Here is an 11,916-nt window from a genome sequence, read left to right as displayed (position 1 = left end):
CGTTCGCCTGTGGGAGCGAGCCTGCTCGCGAAGAGGCCGGCATTGCCAACCCAGACTACCGATCAGATATGCCAAACCGTTTAGCCAACAAAAACCCGACGCTACAAGCCACAGCAGTAGCAAACGTCCCCCACGCCCAATCCATCAGCGTCACCTGCACCGACCAGCCACGCAACGTCGCCCAATTGGTCAGGTCATAGGTGCCATAAGCCACCAGCCCCAACAACGCGCCCCGCTTCGCCGCCCACTGCCAGGTCGCCGCAGGCAGCACCACAAACACCACGCAGCCAAAAACATACAGGCAATAAAAAACCGCTGCAGGAATCAGCAGCGGTTTTTCGAGCATCAGCGGGCCGAGCAGTTCGCGATAGGTCGGCGCCATCAACAGGCCGAGCCAGATACCATCGAGCAATAAAAACATCACCAGTGTGGCGACGTAGGCAATCAGCGTTTTTTTCATCGACCCGATCTCGTGTGTGTCCCATGCAAGATGGGCCACCCAAGGCTCAGGTTAGTTCAATGCGATCAGCATGAATAACGATCTTGCCTTCCTTGTACAGCGAGCCGATGGCCTTCTTGAAGTTGCCTTTGCTGACGCCAAACAGGCTGCTGATCAACGCTGGATCGCTCTTGTCGCTGACCGGCAACGTGCCGCTGTTGTCACGCAACTTGGCGAGGATCTTCGAGTTCAGGCTGCTCGCAGCTTCCTGGCCAACCGGTTGCAGGCTCAGGGCGATCTTGCCGTCGGCACGCACTTCCTTGATGTAGCCCTTCTCAAGCATGCCGGCGCGCATGAACTTGAAGATCTCATTCTTGTGAATCAGACCCCAGTGCTTGTTGTTGATGATCGCCTTGAAGCCCATGTCGGTGGCTTCGGCAACCAGCAGATCAACTTCCTGACCCTGACTGTAATTGGCCGGAGTCTTGTCGAGGTAGCGATCCAGTCGCGCAGTGGCGGTGATACGGCGGGTGTGCTTGTCGAGGTAGACATGCACCACGCAGTATTCGCCGGCGGTCATCTGGCGCTTCTCTTCGGAATACGGCAGCAACAGATCCTTCGGCAGCCCCCAATCGAGGAACACACCGATGCTGTTGACTTCAACGACTTTCAGACTGGCAAATTCGCCGACCTGCACTTTTGGTTTTTCCGTGGTGGCGAGAAGTTTGTCTTCGCTGTCCAGATAAACAAAAACGTTGAGCCAATCTTCATCTTCGGTCGGAATATCTTTCGGGATATAACGATTAGGCAAAAGAATCTCGCCATCGGCACCGCCATCCAGATATAAACCGAAGTTAGTGTGTTTAACCACTTGCAAACTGTTGTAACGCCCGACTAAAGCCATTTCCAGTACCCTCATTGCGTGGGCGGCATTCTACCCGTTTTTATCGTGGCCGTCGGGTGACAGATCGGCACGCTTGTGAAACCGGTTCAACACCTTGATTTTCCTCGGGCGCAGCCGGGCCGAGGTGCCGCTCGTCAGACAGGCACGAACGCTCATGACTGAATATTTCAATGCACGCGCACATAGATGTTGTTATTTAAAACAGCAGGTTAGCCGGATATTTCGAATATTGGATCGAGAATAATGCAGCAATGCGGTTGGTTATTCCGGGGGATATTTACCAAGCAATTGTCAAGTTATTCCTGTACGATGCCTGGCCGAGTTACTTTTCTACAGGTTAATGGCCGCCATGCGTGTAAAAGCATCCTCCAGCAAAGCAAAGCCAGCTCCAGCCGTTGAAACCAGCGAATCGATCAACGATCAGATTGCAGCGTTTCTCAAGTCTGGTGGCGAGATCCAGCAAATTGCCAAAGGCGTCAGTGGCCAGACATTCGGCCCGTCCAAGCAGATCAGCCTGGGCAAGAAGTAACACCGGTTTTACACCCGTCCAGAGGCGCTTTGAGCTTTGAAGCGCCTGGACTGGCACCGCGTAACCTCCCTCCTTTTTAAACAAAATTCCTTGTGAATCGACGAACGGCCTTCAATGCCGATCATTCGCCGGTATCCTTGCACGCGTCTAGATCAAGCGTTTCAGCAGGCCCGCATTCCTGCACTCGCTGTTCATGGAGTGACGCATGCGCAAATCTTCCTGTTTATTGCTCGTAAGCCTGATAGTTGGCTCGACCGCGCACGCGCAGATTTTCCAGCGTGAACTCGGCGACTTCGATCTCAAACTCGGTACCACGCCCACGCGCAGCATGGCTCAAGGCCTGGTCAAACCGGCGGCAGTCGGTTCCTTCCATGGCGGCCTCGACCTGAGCCACGACAGCGGCCTCTATGTCGGCCAGTACGCACCGAGCATGGGCATCTCCCCGGGCAAGAACCTCGAAATCGACTCCTACGTCGGTTTTAAACAACCTTTCGATCAGACCCTCGGCTATGAAGTCGGCATGATCCACTACAGCTATCCCAAGGTAGACACTCTCGACAGCCAGGAGCTGTTCGGTGGCCTGACCTTGCTCGGTAGTCGTTTCGGCGTGGCCTTCAGCAATGACCCGGATAAACAGAACAACACGTTGTTTGCCGATCTTGGCGGCAACCAGCCATTCGGCATCGGCGTCAGCATGAAATACACCACCCACCAACTGAACACACCAGTGGCCGTGGACGGTGGTTATGTCGGCAGTTTTACCGATTGGTCGGTGAAATTGTCCCGACCATTCATGGGCGTCGACCTCGATCTGATCTACAGCGACTCCAGTCTCAGCGGCAGCGATTGTTCGGCCTACTCCGGGCACAACAGCGAGTGCGACGGCCTCGTCACCCTCAAGGCTGCGCGCGCGTTCTATTGATTGGCTGAACTGCCGGGTTCATTCTGCGTTCACATAGGAATCAGTTCCTCGAAGCCAGGCTCACGCAAGGATTCGCCCATGTCTCGCTGGTTCAAACACATCGCCGCGCTACTGATCTTCACCCTCGCCCTCGGCGCCTGCAGCCGTGTCGGCCTGGCCTATCGCAACCTCGACGTGATCATTCCATGGACGCTCAGCGACTATCTGGACATGAACGGCGAGCAGAAAGACTGGTTCAACGAACGCCTCAAGGACCACCTGAGCTGGCATTGCACCACGCAATTGCCGGGCTATCTGGACTGGCTTGATCGCCTGCAGACCATGGTCGAATCCAATCAGGTCACCGATGCCGCGTTACAGGCGCGCACTGCGGAAGCCAAGCAGGCCATTGCCGAAACCGCTCGAGAGATCACCCCGTCGGCGATCGAGTTGCTGCAAGGGCTGGATGACAAACAGGTCGCCGAGATGAATGACGCGTTTGCCAAGGATTTGCGCAAGCGTCAGCAGGAATACCTGAAACCACCGCTTGATCAGCAAATTGCCGAACGTGGCGCGCGCATGGTCAAACGCCTGAACGACTGGCTCGGCCCCTTGAGCGCCACCCAGGAACAGCGGGTCATGGCGTGGTCGACCGCGCTGGGCGATCAGTACACCCAATGGATCGCCAATCGCGCCCATTGGCAGAAGCAATTCAGTGCAGCTGTCGCACAACGCAAAAGTCCCGAATTCCCACAGAGAATCGAGACGCTTCTGGTCAATCGCGAGAGTTTATGGACAGCCGATTACCGCAAGGCCTTCGCCGAAACTGAAGCGCAGGGACGCTCTCTGGCGGTGGACTTGATGGCCGAAAGTACGCCGCAACAGCGTCAGCGGTTGTTAAAGAAAATCGAAGGAGTGCGCAAAGACTTCAACGAGCTCAAATGCCTCAAGGCCGCGCAAAAAACCTGAAGACACCTACATCCAATTGTAGGAGTGAGCCTGCTCGCGATAGCGGTTTCCAGTCAACATTGATGTCACTGGAAGACCGCTATCGCGAGCAGGCTCACTCCTACAGGGGATCTGCGTAAACTCAGGCGATCTGGGCTTTAGACGCCACTTCCTCAAAGGTCGCCTCGGCCAGCGCATCCTCTTGCTCATCCAGCACCTGACGCGGGTGATCGTTGCCAGGAATACTGCTGTCGATCAGGCTCAGCAGGCTGGAACCGCGAGGCGTCAGAACAAAATTGTTTCCCGTGCTGCCCTCCTCATCCGGACGCGGTGCGATGTAGCCGCGCAACAGCAGCAACCGTTCATAATCGCAGGCCAGCGTTTTCAGATGATCCAGATTCTCGATCGGCTCGCCGGCGCTGGCTTTCGCCGCCGCATAGTCTTCGGCGTAGGCTCGAGGGGCAAAACTGTGGCCGGCACTGTTCTGCACTTCATGCAGCAAGCGTTCAATCAAATCCCAATTATATTTCGTCATCCTGATACAACCTCCGGTGCGCGTGATTTATGGCGCGTTCATAGGTTGTGACCGGAGTGGCTCGCAGCCGTTCAGCCGCATTTCCCGCAGCGACCGACCGGCGGTCTGTCGATCCTGCGCAGGGTTAAACGACTAGTCTGAAACAGGCTTCAACCCCGCAGGAGAAATCATCATGAACGTTGAGAATCATCCGGTGGTATCGCGCGAAGAATGGCTCGCCGCCCGTAAGCAGCATCTGGCCCATGAGAAAGCTTTCACCAAAGAACGCGATCGCCTCAGCGCCGAGCGTCGAGCCTTACCATGGGTGAAGGTCGACAAGGACTACCACTTCCAGGGTCCGAACGGCGAGTTGAAATTGGCTGACCTGTTTGGCAAAAACAGTCAATTAGTGGTTTACCACTTCATGTTTGCCAAGGACTGGGAGGAAGGTTGTCAGGGTTGCTCGTTCCTCAGTGACCACATTGATGGCGCTAACCAGCATCTGGCCCATCACGACATCGCCGTGGTCGCTGTGTCCCATGCGCCCTTCAACGAATTCCAGGCGTTTAAACAACGGATGGGCTGGAAGTTTGACTGGGTGTCGTCAGAGGGTTGCGACTTCAATTATGACTTCGGCGTTTGTGCCCGGGCTGAGGATGTCGCGACGGGAAAGGCTACGTACAACTACGAAAAGACTGACAGTGCTGAGGAGGAAATGCCGGGGTTGAGTGTGTTTTATCGCGATGAGGCCGGGGAGATTTTCCACACCTACTCGACCTACGCTCGCGGTCTCGACATGCTGGTCGGCGCCTATAACTACCTCGACCTCACGCCCAAGGGCAGGAATGAAGACGAGATCATGGAGTGGGTGCGGCATCACGATCGCTATGAGCTAGCGACAAAATCCAGTTGCTGCCACGGTAAATGAAAGCCTTTTTGTGGGAGGGAGCTTGCTCGCGCCCATAGAGTCTGAACTTTTCGCCAGTTTCGCCGCTCAACCGGTTAACCCGCCTTAACCGGAACTGAGGCCTGCCCATGAAAACCCTGATCAAGCTCACCCTCGCCGCCACCTTGGCCTGCGCCCTGCCCGTCTGGGCCTGCACGCCGGAGGAAGCCACCGAAAAGCGCGAACAACTGGCCAAGGAAGTCGCCAAGCTCACCGAACAGAATCCGGCCAAGGCCAAGGAGATCAACGCCGAGTTGCAGAAGATGGATCTGGGCACGGCCAGTGCCGATCTGCCGGATAAATGTCAGTTGATTGATCAGCGGTTGAAAGAGTTGGGCACGGCGGAGAAAAAAGCGGAAAGCTAAAAGCCAGATCAAAAGATCGCAGCTTGCGGCAGCTCCTACATCGATCCCTGTAGGAACGGCCGAAGGCTGCGATCTTTTGCTTATGGAAATGCATTAATGCATTTATTTATTTGCATTAACGCATATCCACATCTACGGTTACATCGAGCAACGAGATCGGAACCCGCCATATGACATGGCAACCCGTGAACACCGATCGCTCGGCAACACCGCAACACCCACACAAGCTGGACGCTTGTTTTCACTCATGGAGGATTGAAAAATGTTAACAACAGCAGCAACACAATTCACCGGCGAATCACTGCCAAGGTGCCTGGCCGGTCACCTGCGCGACCCGCAACTCGCCGAAGTCGAAGCCGCTGAACAGCTCAGCGCCCGCGCCGCTGGCAGCCTTAACTTCAATATGCAGAAACAGACCCAGACCAACTGGTGCTGGGCCGCCGTGTCCGCTTCGGTCGGCAACTATTACGGCACCGGCAACTGGACGCAGTGCGGCGTGGCCAGCACCCAACTGGACCGCAATTGCTGCAATCAGCCGGGGCCGTGCAACGTCTACGGCTATCTGGATTCCGCTCTGCAAACCACTCGCAGCTACAACGGCATGAATCAGGGCTCGCTGCAGATGTCGGCCATCCGTAACCAGATCAGCATGGGCCGCCCGGTCGGACTGCGCTGCGCCTGGTACGGCGGTGGTGCGCACTTCCTGACGATCTACGGCACCAACGGCGATTACGTATTGGTTGCAGACTCCATCTACGGCTATTCGACCCGCGCGCTGAACGCGTTCCCCCGCGCCTACAACGGCGGCGGCAACTGGACCCACACTTACTTCACCGTGAAAAACTAGGAGGGCGAGATCATGCAACTGACTTATCCAAAGGCGCCTTCCAACGGCGTACAGACCTTGCGCCCGGCGCTGCAAGCGGCACTGCAAACCCAAGGCTTTGGCGCCAATCGCCAATTCGCCAACGCAGCACCTGCGAAGATCAGCCTCAGCGAGGCCTATCGCGGCTACTCGCTGAATCTGGAAGACCTGAGCCAAAGCAAAGGTCTGAAAGACGCCCGCCTCGGCGACTGGCATTACCTGGTGTTTGCCGACGGCGTGACGATTGCCGATGCGCAACTGGCCGAGGTGCGCGGGCATGTCGAGTTCGCCTCGCTGAATCACGGCGATCACGCCGCCGCGACGGTGGCTGCGCTGAAACTGGCGGAACAAGCGCCGCAATTGCAGGGTAAAACCGTTGAGCTGCGCGTGCTGTTTGTCTCGGCACTGCACGTTGTCGCAATCTGGCTGCACGCCGACGGTGAGGACGTGCTGATCCCGATCGAGCCGACGCCGAAGGAGCTGGCGGTCACGCGGTTGTACAGCGAGGCAGCCTTGCTCGCAGCATTGAAGCCGGCGGCCGATCAAGCCAAACGGCGCTTTGATGCCGACACCAGTGGTCAGCTCGGCAACTGATGGACGAAAAAACCCGGACACTGTCCGGGTTTTTTATGCACGCTTGAAACGCCTTACTCAGCCGCAGGCTCTGCTGGCTTGCGACGCTTGAGCGGTGCCATGCCGTCGCTGCTCACCAACGAGTCAGGCTTCGGACGATTGACGCTCTTGCGCTTGGTCGGCGTCTTGGCGGCAGTTTTCTTCTTGTCACCCTTGGCGTCGGTCTTTTTCTTCTTCACACCAACGGCTTTGCCCGAGGCCTTGACCTTTTTCGGTCCGCCGTAGGTGCCTTTGACTTCCTTGATGGTGCGGCGCTCGAAGCTCTGCTTCAGGTAGCGCTCGATGCTCGACATCAGGTTCCAGTCGCCGTGGCAGATCAACGAGATCGCCAGACCGTCGTTGCCGGCACGACCGGTACGGCCGATGCGGTGCACGTATTCGTCGCCGCTGCGTGGCATGTCGAAGTTGATCACCAGATCCAGGCCATCAACGTCCAGACCACGGGCCGCGACGTCGGTGGCGACCAGAATCTTCACGCCGCCCTGCTTCAGACGGTCGATCGCCAGTTTGCGATCCTTCTGGTCTTTCTCGCCGTGCAACACGAACGCTTTGTATTCCTGAGCCACGAGGCGGCCGTAGATGCGGTCGGCCATGGCGCGGGTGTTGGTGAAGACGATGGCCTTCTGGTAGGTCTCGTTGGCCAGCAGCCAGTTCACAATCTGCTCTTTGTGCTGATTGTGGTCGGCGGTGATGATCTGCTGACGGGTGGTCGAGTTCAGCTGGCTGACCGCGTTGAGCTGCAAGTGCTCAGGGTTGTTCAGTACCTTGCCGATCATCTCGCGCAGGCCGGAACCACCGGTGGTGGCCGAGAACAGCATGGTCTGCTGACGGTTCGGGCATTCGTCAACCAGACGCTGTACGTCTTCGGCGAAGCCCATGTCGAGCATGCGGTCAGCTTCGTCGAGCACCAGCACTTCGACTTCTTTGAGGTCGAGGTTGCCGGCGTTGAGTTGCTCGATCATCCGGCCCGGGGTGCCGATGAGGATGTCCGGCACTTTGCGCAGCATCGCGGCCTGGACCTTGAAGTCTTCACCGCCGGTGATCAGGCCGGACTTGATGAAAGTGAACTGCGAAAAGCGCTCAACTTCCTTCAGCGTCTGCTGGGCCAGCTCGCGAGTCGGCAGCAGGATCAGCGTCTTGATGCTGACGCGAACCTTGGCCGGGCCGATCAGGCGATTGAGGATTGGCAGTACGAAAGCGGCGGTTTTGCCGCTACCGGTTTGCGCCGTCACCCGCAGATCACGCCCTTGGAGCGCCAGCGGGATGGCCGCGGCTTGCACAGGCGTTGGCTCGACAAATTTCAGCTCGGCCACAGCTTTAAGCAGGCGTTCGTGCAGGGCGAATTGGGAAAACACGGGTGCTACCTCGAAGATATGCAAAAAAACAGCTGCATAGGTTACCGGTTTCGAGCGCTCAGGCCGAGTTTCTTTATACAAACGGACGTAATCAGTGGCTTTTTTGTTGCTCGATTTGTCTTCAACGGTAATACACGGCGTCTTAAATGCTCTAATCGCCCATCGCGTCTTACAGAAGAATCGTTGCTCATATGGATTTCAAACAGCTCTGGCACAACGCCCAAGACCTCTGGGGCACCCTCGAACAGCATCCGTTCTTGCAGGCTGGCCTCGCACTGACCGTGCTATTGGTCATCGCACTGGTGCTCGGACGAGTGGCGCGTTACCTGATCCTGCACGCCAGCCGCATGCTCGGACGCCAGCCGGCGTTGCACTGGATCAATGACTTTCGCCATAACAAGGTGTTTCAGCGTGTGGCGCAGATGACGCCATCGCTGGTCATCCAGTTCGGCCTGCATCTGGTGCCGGAACTGAACAAAACCGCGATGACCTTTCTCGGCAACGTCGCGTTGTCGTTCACCATTCTGTTCCTGCTGCTCTCGGTCAGCGCTCTGCTCAATGCCCTGCTCGACATCTATGCGCGTACCGAACATGCGCGTACGCGCTCGATCAAAGGCTACGTGCAGCTGGCAAAAATGGTTTTGTACGTGTTCGGCGCGATCATCATCGTCGCCACATTGATCGACCGTTCGCCGCTGTTGCTGCTCTCCGGTCTGGGTGCAATGTCGGCGGTGATTCTGTTGGTCTACAAGGACACCCTGCTGTCGTTTGTCGCCAGTGTGCAGTTGACCAGCAACGACATGTTGCGCGTGGGTGACTGGATCGAGATGCCACAAGTCGGCGCCGACGGCGATGTGGTCGACATCACCCTGCACACGGTCAAGGTGCAGAACTTCGACAAGACCATCGTTTCGATCCCGACCTGGCGGCTGATGTCCGAGTCGTTCAAGAACTGGCGCGGCATGCAGCAGTCCGGCGGGCGGCGGATCAAGCGCAGCCTGTTCATCGACGCCAGCGGTGTGCGTTTCATCCGCGATGACGAAGAGGAAAAGCTCTCCCAGGTGCACCTGCTCACCGACTACATGAGCCGCAAGAAAGCCGAACTCAAGGCGTGGAACGAGGCGCAGGGCAATGTCGCGGCGATGTCGGCTAACCGTCGGCGCATGACCAACATCGGCACGTTCCGCGCCTATGCGCTGGCGTATCTGAAGAGTCATCCGGAGATTCAGCCGAACATGACCTGCATGGTCCGGCAGATGCAGACCACGGCGCAGGGTATTCCGCTGGAGATTTACTGCTTCACCCGCACCACGGTGTGGGCCGATTACGAGCGGATTCAGGGCGATATTTTCGATTATCTGCTGGCGGTGTTGCCGGAGTTCGGGCTGAGTCTGTATCAGCAGCCGAGTGGTGGGGATTTGCGCTCTGGCCTGCTGCCGGCGGTGCTCGGCGCGGCGAGCATTCCCGAACCACAGAAACACCTCATGTAACCCAAAGATCAAATGTGGGAGCGAGCCTGCTCGCGAATGCAATGTGTCAGTCGACCCATACTTATCTGACCCAGCGCCTTCGCGAGCAGGCTCGCTCCCACAGGGGTTATGCAGCGACCGTTTTTTTCGGATGCCCAGTCGGCTGATCCATACGGCGGCAAGGATGACGCTGCCACCGAGGAACAATCTTCCAAGTTCCTCATGCTGATTCCAGATCAGCAGATTCAGCAGCAACCCCACCGGCACATGCAGGTTGTTCATCACCGCCAACGTGCCGCCGTTGACCATGCACGCGCCCTTGTTCCACCAGTACATGCCCAACGCGGTCGAGACCAGGCCGAGGAACAGCAACACGCCCCACTGCAACGGCGCTTCCGGGAGGAAATTGGCTTTGCCGAACATCAGGAATGCCGGCAACACCACCGCCAACGCGCCGAGGTAGAAGAAGCCGAAACGCCGATAGTGCGGTAGATCGCTCGGGTGTTTCGCCACCAGATGCTTGTACATCACCTGCCCGGCGGCGTAGGTGAAGTTGGCCAGTTGCAGCAGCAGGAAGCCCATGAAGAAGTCCGGGCTGATGCTGTCGAAACGAATCACCGCCGCCCCGCCCACCGCCACTAACGCGGCGATCAGCGCCCACGGGTTGAAGCGTCGGTTCAGCGCATCCTCGATCAACGTCACGTGCAGCGGCGTGAGGATGGTGAACAGCAACACTTCCGGCACCGTCAGCACGCGGAAGCTCAGGTAGAGGCAGACGTAAGTTACGCCAAACTGCAAGGCGCCGATCATCAGCATGCCGCGCATAAACGAAGGTTCGACCGAGCGCCAGCGGGTCAACGGAATGAACACCAGCCCCGCCAGCACCACGCGCACCAGCACCGCGAAATAACTGTCGACGTGACCGGCCAGGTATTCGCCGATCAGACTGAAGGAAAACGCCTGGATCAGCGTGACAAAAAGTAGATAGCCCATGCTCGCCCCTAATTTGAATGGCGGCGACGATAGCGGTTTTTGCGCCAGACCGCGAACCCTCGAACAACACAAATCCCCTGTAGGAGTGAGCCTGCTCGCGATGGCGGTTGTTCAGACACATCAGCATTGACTGACACACCGCTATCGCGAGCAGGCTCACTCCTACAAGGGAAATTGCGTTGTTCATCAAATCGCAGACAAAAAAAAGCCCGATCTCGCTAATGCGTTCAATCGGGCTACAGCACTCAGGAGCAACAAGTGCAAAGGGAGGTTCGATGCGCGTAGAGCCTTGAAGGGGTTGCGCCAGGTCACTTAAACAATCGGCGATTATCTGGGGATTAACCTATCAAGCGACCTGGGACAGCTTGGCATTGGCCTGATTCAGGCCCTTCTCCTGAAAGTCGCCACCGAGGTTCATGCCCTCGGCGTGAATGAACGTCACGTCGTTGATGCCGATGAAGCCCATGACCTGACGCAGGTACGGTTCCTGATGGTCGGCCGGGCCGCCGGCGTAGATGCCGCCGCGAGCGGTGAGCACGTAGGCACGTTTGCCGCTGAGCAGGCCTTGGGGGCCGGTTTCGGTGTACTTGAAGGTCACGCCGGCACGCAGCACGTGGTCGAGCCAGGCCTTGAGGGTGCTCGGGATGGCGAAGTTGTACATCGGCGCGGCCATCACCAGTACGTCGGCGGCGAGCAACTCATCGGTCAATTCGTTGGAACGATCCAGCGACGATTGCTCGTTGGCGTTGCGCTGATCGGCAGGCTTCATCCAGCCACCCAACAGATTGCTGTCCAGGTGTGGCACCGGGTTCACGGCGAGGTCACGCACAGTGATCTGATCGTTGGGATGCGCTGCTTTCCACTGACTGATGAAAGTCTGGGTCAGTTGACGGGAAACCGAGTCTTGCTGGCGGGCGCTGCTTTCGATGATCAGAACGCGGGACATGGTGTGTAGCCTCCATCCGAGAATGTTGTAGGTCGATGGAGTGAAGGTTAAACAGAGTCGAATCGATGAAAAAGCGCAAATAATTGCTGCAAAGCATCGAATAATTCGT

13 protein-coding genes and 1 pseudogene are annotated in these 11,916 nt (G+C 57.4%); 8 read left to right on the top strand and 6 right to left on the bottom strand.

Going from position 1 to position 11,916, the window contains the following annotated elements; all coding sequences use genetic code 11:
- Window positions 1-55 precede the first annotated feature (55 nt).
- The gene (locus AB4O01_RS27890; RefSeq protein WP_099758296.1) at window positions 56-460 is read right to left on the bottom strand and encodes a DUF2177 family protein; all 405 of its coding nucleotides are present in this window, start codon (window positions 458-460) and stop codon (window positions 56-58) included.
- Between the two features lie 46 nt (window positions 461-506).
- The gene (locus AB4O01_RS27885; protein WP_093438054.1) at window positions 507-1,343 is read right to left on the bottom strand and encodes a CvfB family protein; all 837 of its coding nucleotides are present in this window, start codon (window positions 1,341-1,343) and stop codon (window positions 507-509) included.
- A 340-nt stretch (window positions 1,344-1,683) separates the two neighbouring features.
- Here AB4O01_RS27885 and AB4O01_RS27880 point away from each other — a divergent pair, with 340 nt between their 5' ends.
- From AB4O01_RS27880 to AB4O01_RS27870, 3 genes are all read left to right on the top strand, one after another.
- A complete protein-coding gene (locus AB4O01_RS27880; protein WP_170844885.1) occupies window positions 1,684-1,872 on the top strand; it encodes a hypothetical protein in 189 nt (62 codons plus the stop codon).
- Window positions 1,873-2,077: 205 nt separating this feature from the next.
- Window positions 2,078-2,794 carry a TorF family putative porin gene (locus tag AB4O01_RS27875; protein ID WP_093438058.1) on the top strand — a complete coding sequence of 239 codons (717 nt, stop codon included), beginning with the start codon at window positions 2,078-2,080 and terminating at the stop codon, window positions 2,792-2,794.
- 78 nt (window positions 2,795-2,872) lie between these two features.
- Window positions 2,873-3,742 (top strand): DUF6279 family lipoprotein, encoded by an 870-nt coding sequence (locus tag AB4O01_RS27870; RefSeq protein ID WP_099758295.1) that lies wholly within the window; start codon window positions 2,873-2,875, stop codon window positions 3,740-3,742.
- A gap of 121 nt (window positions 3,743-3,863) precedes the next feature.
- Here the strand turns inward: AB4O01_RS27870 and AB4O01_RS27865 are convergent, their stop codons facing one another.
- Window positions 3,864-4,256, bottom strand: a complete 393-nt coding sequence (locus tag AB4O01_RS27865) for a transcriptional regulator (RefSeq protein ID WP_093438066.1) — start codon at window positions 4,254-4,256, stop codon at window positions 3,864-3,866.
- Window positions 4,257-4,428: 172 nt separating this feature from the next.
- On the opposite strand from AB4O01_RS27865, the gene AB4O01_RS27860 reads away from it, so the two are divergent.
- The 4 genes from AB4O01_RS27860 to AB4O01_RS27845 all read left to right on the top strand — a co-directional run bounded on the left by AB4O01_RS27860 (window position 4,429) and on the right by AB4O01_RS27845 (window position 7,005).
- Window positions 4,429-5,163 (top strand): DUF899 domain-containing protein, encoded by a 735-nt coding sequence (locus AB4O01_RS27860; RefSeq protein WP_460090149.1) that lies wholly within the window; start codon window positions 4,429-4,431, stop codon window positions 5,161-5,163.
- Window positions 5,164-5,270: 107 nt separating this feature from the next.
- Complete coding sequence (locus tag AB4O01_RS27855) at window positions 5,271-5,546, top strand: hypothetical protein (RefSeq protein WP_093438074.1); 276 nt, start codon at window positions 5,271-5,273, stop codon at window positions 5,544-5,546.
- A 262-nt stretch (window positions 5,547-5,808) separates the two neighbouring features.
- Complete coding sequence (locus AB4O01_RS27850; RefSeq protein WP_460090148.1) at window positions 5,809-6,393, top strand: papain-like cysteine protease family protein; 585 nt, start codon at window positions 5,809-5,811, stop codon at window positions 6,391-6,393.
- A 12-nt stretch (window positions 6,394-6,405) separates the two neighbouring features.
- Window positions 6,406-7,005, top strand: a complete 600-nt coding sequence (locus AB4O01_RS27845; RefSeq protein ID WP_460090146.1) for a hypothetical protein — start codon at window positions 6,406-6,408, stop codon at window positions 7,003-7,005.
- 53 nt (window positions 7,006-7,058) lie between these two features.
- Here AB4O01_RS27845 and AB4O01_RS27840 read toward each other — a convergent pair whose 3' ends face one another.
- The gene (locus tag AB4O01_RS27840) at window positions 7,059-8,399 is read right to left on the bottom strand and encodes a DEAD/DEAH box helicase (RefSeq protein WP_038358505.1); all 1,341 of its coding nucleotides are present in this window, start codon (window positions 8,397-8,399) and stop codon (window positions 7,059-7,061) included.
- A gap of 191 nt (window positions 8,400-8,590) precedes the next feature.
- Between AB4O01_RS27840 and AB4O01_RS27835 the strand changes: the two genes are divergently transcribed.
- Window positions 8,591-9,889, top strand: a complete 1,299-nt coding sequence (locus AB4O01_RS27835; protein WP_093438086.1) for a mechanosensitive ion channel family protein — start codon at window positions 8,591-8,593, stop codon at window positions 9,887-9,889.
- Window positions 9,890-9,997: 108 nt separating this feature from the next.
- On the opposite strand, the pseudogene AB4O01_RS27830 reads toward AB4O01_RS27835, so the two are convergent.
- Window positions 9,998-10,861 (bottom strand): annotated as a pseudogene (locus tag AB4O01_RS27830) (carboxylate/amino acid/amine transporter); the annotation flags it as partial.
- A gap of 346 nt (window positions 10,862-11,207) precedes the next feature.
- Window positions 11,208-11,807 carry an FMN-dependent NADH-azoreductase gene (locus AB4O01_RS27825; RefSeq protein ID WP_099758291.1) on the bottom strand — a complete coding sequence of 200 codons (600 nt, stop codon included), beginning with the start codon at window positions 11,805-11,807 and terminating at the stop codon, window positions 11,208-11,210.
- Between the last annotated feature and the right edge of the window lie 109 nt (window positions 11,808-11,916).

Source organism: Pseudomonas sp. S2_E02, from assembly GCF_054668355.1.
This window is presented reverse-complemented; position numbering and strand designations above follow the sequence as displayed.